Consider the following 15,258-nt stretch of genomic DNA (forward strand, 5'->3'; position numbering starts at 1 on the left):
GGACGCGACCGCCCGCACCCCGCTTCAGCCGTCCGCTCCGGGACGGACGATCATCATGACGACGACCACCGCCCACAGCAGGTTGTAGATCCCCGCGAGCATGGAGAGCCTGCGCAGCCTGGCGCCGTCGTCCGGCTCGGCGAGCGCCTCGCGCTGAAGCGGGTAGATCCACAGGGCCAGCAGGACGCCCGCCGCGGCGGTGAGCACCATGGAGACGGTGATCCAGATCTCCCCCATCCGGCCCTGGACGAGGGCCAGGACGATCCCCACGACCGGCACGACGATGCCGAAGAGGCTGTAGCCCCTGGTGATGCGGAGCAGCGCGACGGCCACGGACCGGTTCCGCTCCCCCGACGCCTCCTGGAGAGTGCCGGCGGCGGCGCCTCCGCCTGCCGTCCCTGCGGGGACGCCGGCGGCGACCGGCGCGTAGCGGGGGAACAGACTCGTCGCGACGGCCGAGCCCCCGACGAAGACGATGCCGGCCAGCACGTGCACCGACAGCAACAGCTTTTCCATGAACGCTCCCTCAGCTAACCTTCAGGCAGATTGAAGGCTAGCACGAAAGCTTCAGGCAGGTTGAAGCTCGGCGGGGCTCACGACGGCTCGCCACTCTGGAACGCCGCGCGGACGGCATCGGCCACCTGCCGCTGGATGGGGTCGGCCTCCGGCCCGAACAGCAGGTCGTCGACGCTCGCCACCGCCTGTCTCGCCGCATGGAGGAGGCTGGTGCCGTCCGGGGTGATCTCGATGGTCGAGGCGGAGCCCGCGCGGGCGGTGTTGTCGCGCACCAGCCCGGCGCCGGCCAGCACCTTCACCGCGGCGTGGACGCTCTGCACGGTGGTGCCCGACATCCTGGCCAGGTCGCTGAAGGACACCCCGGGCAGGCCGGCGATGTGGCCGAGCAGCCCGAGCCTGCTGACGGTGAGATCGAGCGGGGCGAGAGCGGCGTTGAGCTCGGACTCGATTCTGCGCGCCAGCGTCAGCAGGACGATGGAGGGGCTGGTCACGGGCGGGCGGGGGCGGCCGTTCTCGTTCGTCACCTTCCCAGTTTCCCGCACCCTCCACCGTGCCGCCTGTTTCGGTGGCGGAAAGCCGAGCGTCGAGGAGGGGCAGGGGGGTGGACCCAGGCCGCCGACGCCGTGGCGAACGGCCTGCTGCTGCACGACTGCCGAGCGAGCGCACTCGTCGTGACGGGCCGCTTGCCTGGTCAGCGCAGGTAGTAGTGGAGCAGCGCAGGCCGTCCGTCCGTGTCGGGCCAGTCCATCCGGGTACTGGCGACTCTGCGCCAGCCCGCGCGCTCGTAGAAGGCCATGGCCCTGAGCCTGGAGTCGGTGACATCGAGCCCCAGCCGGAGACCCCGCCGCGCCGCCTCCCGCTCCACCGCGGCCATCAGCCCGGCGGCGGCACCCTGACGAACCCGGCCTCCGGAGCCACCCGCCTCCGTGGCCGCTCCTGACCCTCCGGCGTGCACGGCTGAGCCTCCGACATGCGGGGCAGAGCCGCCGGCGGTCGTGTTTGGGCCTCCGGCATGCACGGCCGAGCCTCCGGCGTACGTGGGTGGGCCTCCAGCGTGCACGGCCGAGCCGCCGGCGTTGGCGACTGAGCCTCTGGCGTGCGCGGCGACGAAGAGTCGCGCGACGAGGCCGTCCGCCTCGGGGAGCGCCGGATCCGCCCCACGCAGGACGACATGTCCGGTGATCTCGTCGCCGTCCGTGGCGACCCACGCCTGGATCATCCCCGCCGGCGTGAGCCATCCCTCTGGATCGTCCGGCCAGTTCGCGGGATACCCGTCCCCCTCGTGAACGGCCCGCAGCACGCTGACGCACGCGGCCAGGTCGCCCGGCACCCGCGGCCTGATCACGCCGACGCCCACCACGTGGACTGCGTGATCTCGGTGAAGCCGAGCGAGTCGTAGAGCGGCTTGCCCGCCCTGGCGGCCGTCAGCGTGACGGGCAGTTCCTTCAGGGGCCCGCCCAGTACGGCGTGCATCAGCGCCCGCCCGATGCCGCGCGAACGAAACTCCTGCAGCGTCGTGACCCAGTAGAGCCCGCCCACGCCGCCGTCGACGATCGTCACGCAGGCCCCGCCCAGCTCGCCGTCCTTCACGACGAGGTAGAGCTCGATCTCCTGCCGTCCGAGCAGCGCCGCAGGGAAGGCCTGCCCCGGCCGGTACGGCTGGAAGCCGGGCAGCGGGAAGCCGTCGACCACGATCCGCTCAGCAGCCCGCAGCTGCTCCTCCCTCTCCACCCTGACGACCTCGAGCGCCGGGGGCGGAAGGGTGTCGCCCGGCCTGCGGATCATGACGGGCAGCTTGCGCGGGGTCAGCCCGATCGCGCTCATGTCGACGGAGCCGAAGGCGTCCTCGACGAGCACCGGACCACGCGACCAGCCCTTGGCCAGCTCGGTCAGCTCGTCCACGTCGTCCTTGCCGGGCGCGGACGACCTCAGCACGATCCGCAGCCCGCTGTGCTCGTCTCCCGCCACGGCCTGGAACCCCTGCCGCCTGACCACCTCGTGGCCGCGGGTCTCGGCGAGCGCGGTCCAGAGCGTGGTGGCATTGGGGACGGCCAGGCGCAGATCAGCCAGGTCGATGGTGGTCATGAGAGGACCCTACAAGAGCGCTATCCGACTGTCCCCATGAGTTGGGGGTCGCCCCAGCCGCACGAGATGGCCGCCGCCCTACCGCTTCGCGGCTCGGTAGCGCTTGAGAAGGGCGGTGATTCTGTCGTGGTCACCCACACCGTTCAGCTCATCGAGCAAGTCGTCGGGGCAGAGCTCGTAAAGCTCACCCCACCAGCGGCGCGCTGTGTTGTCCCAGATTCGGTAGCCGCCGGGAATGCCCCTGGCGACATAGCGCCTCCTGCTCATGATCCATCAACCCTGCAGTGCGCGCCGGCCCTGCGGTCAAGTGGCTGCACCACCACCGTGAACCCTGTAGCCACCTCGTCCCGCAAGCCCCTGCACGAGCCGAGGAAGCGCTCGACGTCCCCTCCTCGGGCGCGGACGTCGCGCACAACCCCTTTCCTCCTTGACCGGAGAGGCGGAGAGAGGGGAGAGACGAGCCGGCCTGTAGGCCGGGTTCTGTCCTTCGCGAACGAAGGGGCGACCATCCATCTAGGGCCGTCGTTGCCGGCGGCCTCAAGCGGTCTACCCGCGCGGCTCGGACGGGCAGTCCTCGAACGTCGCGCGCGGGACGCTTCTTGCGAAGCGTCCCTTCTTGACCTTGCTCCGGGTGGGGTTTACCTAGCCGCCCACGTCACCGTGGGCGCTGGTGGTCTCTTACACCACCCTTTCACCCTTACCTCCCGGAAATCCGGAAGGCGGTCTGCTCTCTGTGGCACTGTCCCGCGGGTCACCCCGGGTCGGCGTTACCGACCACCCTGCCCTGTGGAGCCCGGACCTTCCTCGGCGAGCCCCCGAAAGGGGCCCGACGCGGCCGCCCGGCCGGCTCGTCTGCTGGGAGAGTATCAAACCCAAGCCGCCTCCAACTCATCGACAAGATCGTCACGGTGTGATGGTGGACGTCATCGTCTGAGGGGGACGGTGCGAAGGCCCGGTCGTGCGGGCGCCCTGTCCCGTCCCGCACGACCGGGTCACACCCCGGCGGGTCGCTGATCGCAGCCGAGTGCCGTGACGCAGGCTTCAGCGCAGGTGCGAGATGTCGTTGAAGGACTTCACCACGGCGGGACCGTCGGCGTAGAAGTCGATCAGTGACAGGCAGGCCAGGTCGAGGTGCATGCGGTAGAGCGCCTCGGGCGGGGCCATGAGGGCGAGCCTGAGCAGCGTCTTGATCGGCGTGACGTGGGAGACGACCAGGACGGTCCTGCCCTCGTAGCGTTCCAGCAGCCGGTCTCTGGCTGCCTCCACCCTTCGCGCCACCTCGGTGAAGCTCTCGCCCTGGGGCGGTGCGGCGGTGGGGTCGGCCAGCCACGCGGCGAGCTCGGCGGGCCACCGGCGCTGGATCTCGGTGAAGGTGTGACCCTCCCAGGCGCCGAAATCGGTCTCTCTGAGGTCGTCGTCCACCTCCACGTCGAGGCCGGCGAGCCCGGCGACGGCCTCGGCCGTCCGCCTGGCGCGCTTGAGCGGGGAGCTGACCACCACATCCAGCCGGTACGGCGGAGCCGACAGCCTGCGGGCAGCGGCCTCCGCCTGGGCCAGGCCATTGGGGGTGAGCTCGGGGTCGCCCAGCCCCGAGAAGCGGCGCTCTGCCGAGAGGGGGGTCTCGCCGTGGCGCAGGAGCAGGAGTGAGGTGGCGACCCTGGTGGCGGGTCCCCAGCCGCTGCCCTTGGTGCGCTGCGCGGTGACCAGGGAGGCCGAGGGCGCCGACAGGTCAAGCAGATCGGTCTGCTCGTCAGCTGGTCGGCCGGTGGCGAAGGTCTCGCCGGGTGCAGCGTCGCGATCCAGGAGGTCGCCGCCCGAGCCCGCCGAGACGCCGCCCGAACCACGCGAGCCGGTGCCCGGCGAGACGCCGCCCGAACCACGCGAACCGAGGCCCGGCGAGACGCCGCCCGAATCCGGCGAGCCCAGGCCCCCCGAGACGCCGCCCGAGGTCGGGGAGACGCCAGAGGTGGTGCCGCCCGCCTTCCAGGCGAGGCCCTTGGCGGCGGCGTCCATCGCCTCGTTCGCCAGCCGGTCGGCGTGCTTGTTGCGCTCGCGGGGGATCCACGTCCACCCCGTCACCCGCAACCGCCTGACCAGCGCCTGCGCCTCGATCGCGAGCGGCCGCAGCCCCTCGTTCTTGATCTTCCAGCGCCCCGCCATCTGCTCGATGACGAGCTTGGAGTCCATCCTGACCTCGACGGCCGCGCCCTCGCCCGCGAGATCGAGCACCGAGGTGAGCCCGGCGATCAGCCCCTTGTACTCGGCGACGTTGTTGGTCGCCACGCCGATCGCCTCGGCCGCCTCGGCGAGGACCTGACGGTCGCGGGCGTCCATCACCACGGCCCCGTACCCCGCGGGCCCGGGGTTGCCCCTCGACCCGCCGTCGGCCTCGACGAGGTAGGCGGTCGTGCTCATGGACGCTCCTTGAACAGGTCGGTGCGCGAAGGCGCGGGTCAGATGCCGGACTCGGGGGTGCGGACGAGGATGCGGCGGCACTCCTCGCAGCGCAGCACCTCGTCGTGCGGAGCGGCCTTGATCCGGTTCATGTCGGCGATCGACAGCGACACCTTGCAGCCCATGCACCGGCCGCCGTGCAGCATGGCGGCGCCCACGCCGTACTGCCCGCGCAGCTTCTCGTACAGGGCGAGCAGGTCGGCGGGGATTTCGGCGGCGACGTCGGAGCGGCGCGACTCTGCGTCGGCAGCCTCCTTGCCGATCTCGGCCAGGGCCGCGTCGCGGCGGTCCTCGGCGGCGGCGCGGGTGGTGGCGAGCTCGTCGCGCTTGGCGACCAGGTCGTTGACCTTGGCGTCGGCGGCCTCGCGGCGTTCCATGATCTCCAGCACGACCTCCTCGAGGTCGCCCTGTCGGCGGTGCAGCGAGGCGATCTCGGACTGCAGGCTGGACAGGTCCTTGGGCGAGGTCACCATGCCGGAGTCGAGACGCTTCTGGTCGCGCTCGGCGCGAATGCGCACGGTGTCGACGTCGTTCTCGGCCTTGGTCTGCTCGCGGGCCAGGTCGCCCGCCTCGGTCTCGGCGGCGATCGCCTGGGTGGCCAACTGGGCGTACTGCCTCGACTGCTCGTCGATCACGGCCAGCTCAGGCAGGGTGCGGCGGCGGTGCGCCAGGCGGTCGAGGACGGAGTCGAGCTCGGCCAGGTCGAGGAGTCGCTTCTGAGCGGCGGGGGCAGCTTTCATGATCAATATCCTTTTGTCCAAGCATCGGTGACCGTGGCGGAGACGCGCGTCTCAACGTTAACGCCACCGGAGGTGAGGATGGACGCCGCGCTGCGCAGCCAGGGCCATTCGGTGGCCCAGTGGGCGGCGTCGATCAGCGCGGGCCCTCCGGTCTCGACGAACTCGCTGGCCGGATGGTGGCGCAGGTCGGCGGTGAGGAAGACGTCGACGCCCGCGGCCCTCGCCGTACCGAGCAGGGAGTCGCCCGCGCCGCCGCTGACGGCCACGCGCGTGACCGGCCTGGACGGCTCGCCCGCGACGCGCACCCCCCAGGAGGTGGCGGGCAGGCCCGCCAGGACCTGCTTGGCGAAGTCGCCGAGCGTCATCTCGGGAACCGAGCCGATCCTGCCGAGCCCGCGCCACGGGTCGTCGGGCAGCGGCGAGAGCGGCACCAGGTCGCCGATCAGCCCGACCGCCCTGGCCAGCGCGTCGGAGACGCCCGGGTTGGCGACGTCGGCGTTGGTGTGGGCGGTGTAGAGGGCCACACCGTTGCGGATCAGGTCGTGGATCAGCCGCCCCTTGTAGGTGGTGGCGGCGACGCTCGTGGTGCCGCGCAGGTAGAGCGGGTGGTGGACGACGATCAGGTCGGCGCCCCAGTCGAGGGCCTCCTCGGCCACGACGGGCACAGGATCGACCGCGAACAGCACCTTGCGCACGTCCTGGGCGGGATCGCCGCAGACCAGGCCGACGGCGTCCCACGACTCGGCCCTGGCGGGCGGATAGGCGGCCTCGAGCACGTTGATCACATCTGCCAGCGTCACCTGCGCAGACTACCGGCTCGCGCACCTCGACACGTGGACGTGCGCCGCCTACCGTAAGTGGATCCTGACGTCTGGGAGGGCGCATGAGGGTCGCGATCATCGGTGCGGGCTTCGGCGGGCTGTGCATGGCGATCCGGCTCGAACTGTCGGGCATCGCCGACTACACCGTCTTCGAGAAGGCGGGCGGGCTCGGAGGCACCTGGCGCGACAACAGCTATCCGGGCGCGGGCTGCGACATCCCCTCTCACCTGTACTCCTACTCCTTCGAGAAGTACGCCAGCTGGACGCGCCGTTACCCGGAGCAGCCCGAGATCCTGGCCTATCTCGACATGTGCGCCGACAAGTACGGTGTCAGGCCGAAGATCAGGTTCGACACCGAGGTGCGGTCGGCCCGCTTCGACGGCCGCCAGTGGCAGGTCACGACGGACGACGGCACCGAGCGGTTCGACGCCGTCGTGTCGAGCGTGGGCCAGCTCAACCGCCCCGCCTATCCCGAGATCCAGGGAACGGAGAGCTTCGCAGGCGTCTCCTTCCACAGCGCCCGATGGAAGCACGAGCACGACCTCACCGGCCGCCGCGTCGCGGTGATCGGCAACGGGTCGTCGGCAGCGCAGTTCATCCCCCGCATCCAGCCTCTGGCAGAGCGCCTCGACGTCTTCCAGCGCACCCCCAACTGGGTGATCCCCAAGCCCGACTCCGCCTTCGGCACCGCCACCAGGCTGGCGTTACACCTGGTCCCCGGCCTGCAGCGGGTCTACAGGGAGTGGATCTACCGCTACGCCGAGGGCACCCTCTACCCCGCTCTCGCCAGGGGCTGGAGCGCGAACCTGCTGAGGAAGCGGGCGCTCGGACACCTCCACGCGCAGGTCGCAGACCCCGCACTGCGCGCCAAGCTCACCCCGGCCTTCCCCGTCGGCTGCAAGCGGGTGGTCATCGACAGCTCCTTCTATCCCGCCCTCACCAGGCCGAACGTCGAGGTGGTCACCGACCCGATCGTCCGGATCACCCCGAAGGGGGTGGAGACCTCGCAGGGCCTGAGAGAGGCCGACACGATCATCTACGCCACCGGCTTCCGCACGACGGAGTTCCTGCAGCCGATCGAGTTCACCGGCACAGGGGGGCGCACGCTCTCCGACGAGTGGAAGGACGGCGCCGAGGCCTATCTCGGCATCTCCGTGCCGCACTTCCCGAACCTGTTCCTGCTCTACGGCCCGAACACCAACCTCGGGCACAACTCCATCGTCTTCATGATCGAGTGCCAGGTCCGCCACGTCATGGCCTGCCTGCCGTACCTCGCCGAGCGGGGGCCGATGGAGGTCAGGCCCGAGGCGATGGCGGCCTGGCGCCGGCAACTGGGGGCGGCCATGGAGCGGATGGTGTGGGGCAACGGCTGCCAGAGCTGGTACAAGACCGCGCAGGGGAGGGTCACCAACAACTGGCCCGGACCGACCACGCTCTATCGCAGGCTGACCGCTCTGCCGCCGCTGCCCGCCTACCGGCTAACGTCTTCGGCATGATGGTGGCTGACACGCACAACGATCTCCTCATGGCGGTATCGGCGAGAGCGCCCCGGCACTGGGCGGAGTTCTTCCGCTCCCGCTGGCTCCCCCAGCTACGGCAGGGCGGGGTGCGGCTGCAGGTGCTGCCCGTCTTCATCGACTCGCAGTTCCGCCCCGAGGGCTCGCTGAGGCAGACGCTACGCATGATCGAGTGCGCGCACGTCATCGCCGAGGGCAACGCCGACGCCGTGGCGCTCTGCCTCGACGCCGCCCAGATCGACGCCGCCCTCGCCGAGGACAGGATCGCGCTGGTCCTGGCCATGGAGAGCATGCCGGGCATCGACGCCAGCGTGGAACTGATCCCGACCATGCACCGCCTCGGCGTCCGGGTCGCCTCGATCGCCCACTGGGGCCGCACCCCGCTGGCCGATGGCAGCGGCGAGGACGCCACCGGCAGCGGCCTCACCTCCCACGGCGTCGAGGCGCTCAAGGAGATGGAACGCCTCGGCATCCTGTTCGACGTCTCCCACCTCGGCGTCTCGGGCGTCGCCCACGTGCTGGAGCTGGCCACCAGGCCCGTCATGGCCACCCACTCCTCGGCCAGAGCCCTGCGCGACCACCACCGCAACCTCACCGACGAGCAGATCAGGGGTGTGGCGGGCACGGGCGGGGTGATCTGCGTGAACTTCCTGGCCGCCTTCCTCACCGAGAACGCCCGCGAGGCCACCCTCGACCACCTGCTCGACCACATCGAGCACATCGTGGGCGTCGCCGGCATCGACCATGTGGGGCTCGGCCCCGACTTCATGGACGAGGTCCTGCGCGACCTCACGCCCCCGTGCTGCGAGGGCGTCAGCTCCAGCGGCATCGACAACCGCGCGGTGATACCCGGCCTGGCGGGTCCGGGCGGCCTGCCGCTGGTGGGCGAGGGGCTGCTGGCGCGCGGACTGCCCGAGGCGGACGTGCGGAAGATCCTCGGCGGCAACGTGCACCGCCTGTTCGGGAAGGCGCTGGCATGATCGACGATCTCGAGGAACTGGTCACCTGCGAGTCCTTCTCCAGCGACCTCGCGGCGGTGGCGCGCAGCGCCAAGGTGGTGGCCGCGATGGGCGCCCGCCACCTCGGCGCCCCGCCCGAGACGATCGTGGTCGACGGCGTCACGCACCTGCGCTGGAGCTTCGGCACCCCGCGGGTGCTGCTGCTCGGCCACCACGACACCGTCTGGCCGATCGGCACGCTCGCCACCCACCCGTGGTCGGTGATCGACGGCGTCGCGAGGGGTCCCGGCGTCTTCGACATGAAGGCGGGGCTGGTGCAGCTCTTCCACGCCCTCGCCGGGCTCGGCGACCTCGACGGGATCTGCGTGCTGGTCACCGGCGACGAGGAGGTCGGCTCGACCACCTCGCGCGCGCTGATCGAGGAGTGCGCGCGCGGCCTGTCGGCCGCCTTCGTACTGGAGGGCAGCGCGGACGGCGGCGCGCTCAAGACCGCGCGCAAGGGCACCTCCGACTACACGGTCACGGTGTACGGCAAGGCCGCGCACGCGGGGCTCGAACCGTGGAACGGCGCCAACGCGGGCATCGAGCTGGCCCACCAGATCCTCACCATCGCCGGCATGGCGGCGCTGGCCGACTCCACGGACTCCCCCGGCACCGGCGGCACCACCGTGACGCCGACCGTTCTCGCGGGAGGCACCACGCTCAACACCGTGCCGGCGCTCGCGCGGGTGGGTGTGGACGTGCGGGTGCCGACGCTGGCCGCGCAGTCCAGGGTGGACACGCTGATGCGCGCCCTGTCGCCCCAGGTGCGGGGGACGAGGCTGGAGGTCAACGGAGGGCCGAACCGCCCGCCCATGGAGGCGGCCATGTCGGCGGAGCTGTTCAGGCTGGCTCAGGGGCTCGCGGCGGGGCTGGGGCTCGGCGCGCTGGAGCAGGCCTCGGTCGGCGGGGCCTCCGACGGGAACTTCACCGCGGGCATCGGGGTGGCGACGCTGGACGGGCTCGGAGCCGTGGGCGGCGGCGCGCACGCCGACCACGAGCACGTGATCGTGGCGGAGATGCCTGGCAGGGCGGCGCTGCTGCGGGCGCTGGTCGCCTCCGTGCTGGCGCCCTGACCAGGCCCTTCGCTGACGGCGGGGGCCGGCTCGGATAAATTTCTGAGCGTGGAGGGAGACCGGGTGACGGTGCGGGAGCTGCACGAGATCGGCGAGTTCGCCGACGTGCGCAGCCTGTTCGACGCCATCTGGCGCCCCGACCCCGCCAACCCGCCCGTCACCGTCGAGCTGATGCGGGTCTTCTCGCACGCCGGCGGCTACGTCGCGGGAGCCTACGAGGACGGCGAGCTGGTCGGCGCCTGCGTGGGCCTGCTCGCCTCGGGCAACAGCCTGCACTCCCACGTCACGGGGGCCGTCCCCGGCAGGGGCGTCGGCCACGCGCTGAAGTCGCACCAGCGGCGGTGGTGCCTGGAGCGCGGCATCGACCGCATCACCTGGACCTACGACCCGCTGGTGCGCCGCAACGCCTACTTCAACATCGCCAAGCTCGGCGCCCGCCCCTTCGAGTACGTGGAGAACTTCTACGGCCGGATGGCCGACTCCATCAACGAAGGCGACGAGTCCGACCGCCTGGTGGTCGAGTGGCTGCTCAAGGAGGAGGTCGTGGCGCGGCGCCCTGACGAGGGGGTGGCGGCTCTGGTGGAGGTGGGGGGACGCCCGGTGAGGGAGCCCGCGCGCGGGCCCGTCGTGCTGGTCGGCACGCCCGCGGACATCGAGACGCTGCGGAGGGGGGATCCAGGGGCGGGCAGGGCGTGGAGGCACGCGATGCGCGAGGTGCTGGGCGGTTTGATGGCGGGCGGCGGACAAGTGACGGGCTTTACCAAAAAGGGTGACTATGTGGTGTCAGCCGGGTAGGTCCCGGCTGTGTTCACGCCGACGGTTCCACATCGCGTCCTGCCCCCCGTCACCGTCAGAGACCTACCAGACGCGCCCACCTCTCGGTGGCGGCTCATCGGCCCGGGGCTGGTGGGCGCCGGCGTCGGGCTGGCCAGCGGAGAGTTCATCCTCTGGCCCTACATCGCCTCCCAGGTCGGCCTGATCTTCATCTGGGGCGCGCTGGTGGGCATCGTGACCCAGTGGTTCCTCAACATGGAGATCGAGCGCTACACGCTGGCCACCGGCGAGACCGCGCTGACCGGTTTCAGCCGCTTCTGGAAGCACTGGGGCGCGGTCTTCGTCCTCATGACGTTGCTGTCGAACCTGTGGCCTGGCTGGGTGACCACGTCGGCGACGATGGTGACGTACCTGACCGGCAGCGGCCAGGGCACCGTCCGCTACATCGCGATCGGCATGCTGATCGTGATCGCGCTCGGACTGACGCTGGCCCCCGTCATCTACACCGCGCTCGAGCGGGTGATCTTCATCAAGATCGGCCTGGTGCTCACCCTGATCGTGGTGGCCGTGCTGTTCGCGATCAACGCCGACGCGTGGGTGGCGCTGGGCAGGGGCCTCACGGTCGACGCGAGCTTCCCTGTTCCTCCGCTGGAGTTCGCGGTGCTGATGGGCGCCATCGCCTACGCAGGCGCGGGCGGCGGGCAGAACCTGTGCCAGAGCAACTGGATCCGCGACAAGGGCCTGGGCATGGGCGCCTACGTGCCGCGGCTGGTCAGCCCGGTCACCGGCCAGGAGGAGGCGGTCTCCTCCACCGGTTTCCAGTTCTCCCCGACGAAGGAGAACCTGGCCAGGTGGCGGGGCCTGGTGGCGCTTCGCCAACATCGAGCAGGGCTCGACCTTCGCCGTCGTGTCGTTCGTGACGATCGCGCTGATGTCGATGCTGGCCTACTCCACCGTCTTCGGTCAGCCGGGGCTGGCCAACAGCATCGGCTTCCTGAAGGTCGAGGGCGAGGCGCTGCGCAACACCGTGGGCGCGTGGTTCGGCGTGCTGTTCTGGCTCATCGGGGCGCTGTCGCTGTTCGCCTCCGCGATGGGCATCGTCGACTACACCAGCAGGCTCGCCTCGGACGTGCTCAAGACGGTCTACCTGCGCGAGCGCGCGATCTCGGTCAACAGGGTCTACTTCCTGGTCGTCTGGGCGATGACGCTCATCGGCATCTGCGTCCTGCTGGCCGGTTTCGACCAGCCGCTGATCCTGCTGGTGATGTCGGCCAGCTTCGCCGCCTCGATGATGTTCGTCTACTCGATCCTGCTCATCGTGCTCAACAGGCGGGCGCTGCCGGGGCCGATCAAGGTGCGCTCCTACCGGCTGGCGGCGCTGATCTGGTCGGTGGCCTTCTTCGGCTCGCTGACCGTGCTGACCCTCATCCAGCAGGCGCAGAAGCTCCTGGGCTGACCGCTTGACCTCAAGTCCACTTGAGGAACCAGACTGACCCGCATGAGAATCGTGGAGGCGACGAGTTTCGGCGGTCCCGAGGTCCTTCGGGTGCGGGAGGCCGACGATCTGACGCCGGGGCCTGGTCAGGTCGTGGTGGGTGTGGTGGCGGCCGACGTGCTGTCGGTCGAGGCGCAGTTGCGCACCGGATGGGGCGCCGAGTGGTCGGGCGCGCGGCCGCCGTTCGTGCCGGGAACAGGGGTGGCGGGGCGCGTGCTGTCGGCGGGCGAGGGCGTCGACCCCTCGTGGGTGGGGCGGCGGGTGGCCGCGAGTGTCTCCGGCGGCTACGCCGAGCAGGCGCTGGCCGACGTGGACGGGCTGATCGCGCTGCCCGGCGAGCTCGGCTTCCCCGAGGCGGCGGCGTTGCTCCAGGTCGGGGCGGCCGCGATGAGCCTGATCGAGGCGGCCGAGCTGAATCCCGGCTCACGGGTGCTGGTGACCGGCGCGGGCGGCGGGCTCGGCCTGGTGCTGGTCGAGCTGGCCGCAGCGGCGGGCGCCGAGGTCACCGCCTCCGCCACCGCCGTGGCCAAGAGGCAGCGGGCCGAACGGCTCGGCGCGGCGCACACCGAGCCCAAGGGCGCCTACGACGTGGTCTTCGACGGCGTGGGCGGCGAGATGGGTGCGCGGGCGTTCGAGCTGACCGCCCCCGGCGGGCGCCTGTTCGCCTACGGCGTCATGGAGGGCTCCCCCGCCGCCGTCGATCCCGAGCTCGCGGCGGCGCGTGGCATCACCGTCATCGGCATGGAGCAGGTCCAGTTCACCCCCGAGCGGTTCAGGGCCATGGCGGAGCGGGCCCTGAACGCGGGCATCACGCCGACGGTCGGGCTGGCCGTACCGCTGGACAGGGCGGCGGAGGCGCACGCCGCGATCGAGTCGCGCGCCCTGGTCGGCAAGGCGGTCCTGCTGGCGAGGTCGAGAGCCGTCCGCTACAGGGAGTTCGGCGAGCCCGACGTGCTCAGCCTCGACGAGGTGCCCATCCCCTCGCCTGGCCCCGGCCAGGTCAGGATCGCGGTGAGGGCGGCGGGGGTCAACGCCATCGACTGGAAGTTCCGCAGGGGCTTCATGGTCGTCCCGCTGGAGGAGCCCGCGGGCACAGGACTGGAGGTCTCCGGCACGATCGACGCGCTCGGCGAGGGCGTCGAGGGCTGGAGCGTCGGGCAGCCCGTCTTCGGCAGGGTCGCGACCGGCGGGCTGGCCGACCACGTGCTGATCGAGGCCGCCGAGCTGCTGGCCAAGCCCGAACGGCTGTCGTTCGAGGAGGCCGCCGCGCTCCCTGTGGCCACCGAGACCGCCGTGAGGACGCTGGCCGAGCTCGGCGTCGAGCGGGGGCAGCGGCTGCTGATCCACGCGGTGGCCGGAGGCGTCGGCCTGGTCGCCGCGCAGCTGGCCCTCTCGCGCGGGATCGAGGTCGTCGGCACGGCCAGCGAGGGTCACCACGCGTTCCTCCGCGAGCTGGGCGTGACCCCCGTGACCTACGGCGAGGGCTGGGCCGAGCGCACGGGCCCCGTCGACGCGGTGCTGGACGCCTCGGGCAGGGGCGTGCTGGCCGACTCTGTCAGGCTCACCGGCGACCCCGCCAGGGTGGTCACGATCGCCGACCCCTCAGCGGGCGAGCACGGGGTCCTGTTCTCCAGCGGCTCGAGCGGCCCGAGCGCCCCGTCCGTCGTCGGGGAGGTCGTGGACGGCGGGGCCGTGCGCATGCCCATCGCCAGGACCTTCCCCCTGGAGCGGGCCGCCGACGCGCACCGGCTGAGCGAGCACGGCCACCTTCTGGGGAAGATCGTGGTGATCACGGAAGCAGGCCTTCCGCAATAGGCGGCACACTGGGAACATGCTCGAAACCTCCGCCCGCCTTCTCAAGCTGCTCTCCCTCCTCCAGGCGCACAAGGACTGGTCGGGGCCCGAGCTGGCCGACCGGCTCGGCGTGAGCACCCGCACCGTGCGCAACGACATGGAGCGGCTGCGCAGCCTCGGTTACCCGGTGCACGCCACGCCTGGAGTGGCGGGCGGCTACCGTCTCGGCGCGGGGGCGGCGCTGCCGCCGCTCCTGCTCGACGACGAGGAGGCGGTGGCCGTCGCGGTCGGCCTCGGCAGGGCGGCGGGCGGCGGCGTGGCGGGCATCGAGGAGAGCTCGGTGCGGGCGCTGGCCAAGCTGGAGCAGGTGCTACCGGTCAAGCTGCGGCGCAGGGTCAGCGCGCTCAACGCCTACACCGTGCAGATCCCCGGCACCGTCCCCTCGGTGCCGCCCGAGGTGCTGACGACGATCGCCAACGCCGCGCGCGACCACGAGCGGCTGCGCTTCGACTACACGGGGCACGACGGCTCGGTCACCACGCGCGACGCCGAGCCGTACCGGCTGGTGCACAGGCGCGGGCGCTGGTACCTGGTGGCGTGGGACGTCGAGCGGCGCGACTGGCGGACGTTCAGGGTCGACAGGATCAGCCCGCGCACGCCGGGCGGGCCCCGCTTCGCCCCTCGCGAGCTGCCGTTCGACGTGGCCGAGCACGTCGAACGCGGGGTGAACACCGCGATGTGGCGCTACAGGGCCAGGGTGCTGCTGCACGCGCCCGCCGAGCGGATGAGGGGCCTGCCGACCGGCATGGACTTCGAGCCTGTCGACGAGCACACCTGCGTCGCGCACGTCGGCGGCGACGACCTCAACGGCATCGCGGTGTGGATCGGCGCGCTCGGCGTCGACTTCGAGGTGCTCGACCCGCCGGAGCTGGCCGAGGTGGTGCGAGGGCTGTCAGAGCGCTACCGCAGGGCGGTCAGCGACCGGTAG

The 15,258-nt window shown here is 71.5% G+C and carries 15 protein-coding genes, 1 other RNA gene and 1 pseudogene; 8 read left to right on the top strand and 9 right to left on the bottom strand.

The window, feature by feature from the left end; translation table 11 throughout:
- Window positions 1–24: 24 nt before the first annotated feature.
- From FHR33_RS12860 to FHR33_RS12900, 9 genes are all read right to left on the bottom strand, one after another.
- Window positions 25–516, bottom strand: coding sequence for a hypothetical protein (locus tag FHR33_RS12860; RefSeq protein WP_183646463.1), 492 nt, complete (start codon window positions 514–516; stop codon window positions 25–27).
- 77 nt (window positions 517–593) lie between these two features.
- Window positions 594–1,040: a MarR family winged helix-turn-helix transcriptional regulator gene (locus tag FHR33_RS50150; RefSeq protein ID WP_183646466.1), complete on the bottom strand. Its 447-nt coding sequence runs from the start codon at window positions 1,038–1,040 to the stop codon at window positions 594–596.
- A 167-nt stretch (window positions 1,041–1,207) separates the two neighbouring features.
- Window positions 1,208–1,861, bottom strand: coding sequence for a GNAT family N-acetyltransferase (locus FHR33_RS50155; RefSeq protein ID WP_183646469.1), 654 nt, complete (start codon window positions 1,859–1,861; stop codon window positions 1,208–1,210).
- Window positions 1,858–2,601: a GNAT family N-acetyltransferase gene (locus FHR33_RS12875; protein WP_221241077.1), complete on the bottom strand. Its 744-nt coding sequence runs from the start codon at window positions 2,599–2,601 to the stop codon at window positions 1,858–1,860. The genes FHR33_RS50155 and FHR33_RS12875 overlap by 4 nt, the downstream gene beginning before the upstream one ends.
- A gap of 78 nt (window positions 2,602–2,679) precedes the next feature.
- On the bottom strand, window positions 2,680–2,868 hold the full coding sequence (locus tag FHR33_RS12880; protein ID WP_183646472.1) for a hypothetical protein: 189 nt from the start codon (window positions 2,866–2,868) through the stop codon (window positions 2,680–2,682).
- Between the two features lie 186 nt (window positions 2,869–3,054).
- An RNA gene (gene rnpB / locus FHR33_RS12885) (RNase P RNA component class A) lies at window positions 3,055–3,452 on the bottom strand.
- Window positions 3,453–3,642: 190 nt separating this feature from the next.
- Complete coding sequence (locus FHR33_RS12890; protein WP_183646475.1) at window positions 3,643–5,016, bottom strand: histidine phosphatase family protein; 1,374 nt, start codon at window positions 5,014–5,016, stop codon at window positions 3,643–3,645.
- A 38-nt stretch (window positions 5,017–5,054) separates the two neighbouring features.
- The gene (locus FHR33_RS12895) at window positions 5,055–5,795 is read right to left on the bottom strand and encodes a zinc ribbon domain-containing protein (protein ID WP_183646478.1); all 741 of its coding nucleotides are present in this window, start codon (window positions 5,793–5,795) and stop codon (window positions 5,055–5,057) included.
- Between the two features lie 2 nt (window positions 5,796–5,797).
- Entirely contained in the window at window positions 5,798–6,595 is a 798-nt protein-coding gene (locus tag FHR33_RS12900; protein ID WP_183646481.1) for a Nif3-like dinuclear metal center hexameric protein, read from the bottom strand.
- Window positions 6,596–6,678: 83 nt separating this feature from the next.
- Here FHR33_RS12900 and FHR33_RS12905 point away from each other — a divergent pair, with 83 nt between their 5' ends.
- The 8 genes and pseudogenes from FHR33_RS12905 (at window position 6,679) to FHR33_RS12935 (ending at window position 15,258) form a co-directional block, all read left to right on the top strand.
- Complete coding sequence (locus FHR33_RS12905; protein ID WP_183646484.1) at window positions 6,679–8,112, top strand: flavin-containing monooxygenase; 1,434 nt, start codon at window positions 6,679–6,681, stop codon at window positions 8,110–8,112.
- Window positions 8,109–9,113 (top strand): dipeptidase, encoded by a 1,005-nt coding sequence (locus FHR33_RS12910; protein WP_183646487.1) that lies wholly within the window; start codon window positions 8,109–8,111, stop codon window positions 9,111–9,113. Before FHR33_RS12905 ends, FHR33_RS12910 begins: the two co-directional genes overlap by 4 nt.
- A complete protein-coding gene (locus FHR33_RS12915) occupies window positions 9,110–10,207 on the top strand; it encodes a M20/M25/M40 family metallo-hydrolase (RefSeq protein WP_183646490.1) in 1,098 nt (365 codons plus the stop codon). The genes FHR33_RS12910 and FHR33_RS12915 overlap by 4 nt, the downstream gene beginning before the upstream one ends.
- Window positions 10,208–10,255: 48 nt before the next feature.
- Window positions 10,256–11,002, top strand: a complete 747-nt coding sequence (locus FHR33_RS12920; protein ID WP_312895504.1) for a GNAT family N-acetyltransferase — start codon at window positions 10,256–10,258, stop codon at window positions 11,000–11,002.
- 111 nt (window positions 11,003–11,113) lie between these two features.
- Window positions 11,114–11,779: pseudogene (locus FHR33_RS53245) on the top strand (Nramp family divalent metal transporter); the annotation flags it as partial.
- Between the two features lie 109 nt (window positions 11,780–11,888).
- The gene (locus tag FHR33_RS51725; RefSeq protein ID WP_312895505.1) at window positions 11,889–12,437 is read left to right on the top strand and encodes an Nramp family divalent metal transporter; all 549 of its coding nucleotides are present in this window, start codon (window positions 11,889–11,891) and stop codon (window positions 12,435–12,437) included.
- 42 nt (window positions 12,438–12,479) lie between these two features.
- Complete coding sequence (locus FHR33_RS12930) at window positions 12,480–14,291, top strand: zinc-binding dehydrogenase (RefSeq protein ID WP_183646493.1); 1,812 nt, start codon at window positions 12,480–12,482, stop codon at window positions 14,289–14,291.
- A gap of 16 nt (window positions 14,292–14,307) precedes the next feature.
- Window positions 14,308–15,258 carry a helix-turn-helix transcriptional regulator gene (locus tag FHR33_RS12935; RefSeq protein WP_183646496.1) on the top strand — a complete coding sequence of 317 codons (951 nt, stop codon included), beginning with the start codon at window positions 14,308–14,310 and terminating at the stop codon, window positions 15,256–15,258.

The organism is Nonomuraea dietziae, from assembly GCF_014195505.1.
GTDB classification, from domain to species: Bacteria; Actinomycetota; Actinomycetes; order Streptosporangiales; family Streptosporangiaceae; genus Nonomuraea; species Nonomuraea roseola.

Bases quoted from the DNA above. Each gene is read 5' to 3' on its own strand.
- FHR33_RS12860 (WP_183646463.1), bottom strand. From the start codon at position 516: ATGGAAAAGCTGTTGCTGTCGGTGCACGTGCTGGCCGGCATCGTCTTC.
- FHR33_RS12875 (WP_221241077.1), bottom strand. From the start codon at position 2,601: ATGACCACCATCGACCTGGCTGATCTGCGCCTGGCCGTCCCCAATGCC.
- FHR33_RS12880 (WP_183646472.1), bottom strand. From the start codon at position 2,868: ATGAGCAGGAGGCGCTATGTCGCCAGGGGCATTCCCGGCGGCTACCGA.
- FHR33_RS12890 (WP_183646475.1), bottom strand. From the start codon at position 5,016: ATGAGCACGACCGCCTACCTCGTCGAGGCCGACGGCGGGTCGAGGGGC.
- FHR33_RS12895 (WP_183646478.1), bottom strand. From the start codon at position 5,795: ATGAAAGCTGCCCCCGCCGCTCAGAAGCGACTCCTCGACCTGGCCGAG.
- FHR33_RS12905 (WP_183646484.1), top strand. From the start codon at position 6,679: ATGAGGGTCGCGATCATCGGTGCGGGCTTCGGCGGGCTGTGCATGGCG.
- FHR33_RS12910 (WP_183646487.1), top strand. From the start codon at position 8,109: ATGATGGTGGCTGACACGCACAACGATCTCCTCATGGCGGTATCGGCG.
- FHR33_RS12915 (WP_183646490.1), top strand. From the start codon at position 9,110: ATGATCGACGATCTCGAGGAACTGGTCACCTGCGAGTCCTTCTCCAGC.
- FHR33_RS12930 (WP_183646493.1), top strand. From the start codon at position 12,480: ATGAGAATCGTGGAGGCGACGAGTTTCGGCGGTCCCGAGGTCCTTCGG.
- FHR33_RS12935 (WP_183646496.1), top strand. From the start codon at position 14,308: ATGCTCGAAACCTCCGCCCGCCTTCTCAAGCTGCTCTCCCTCCTCCAG.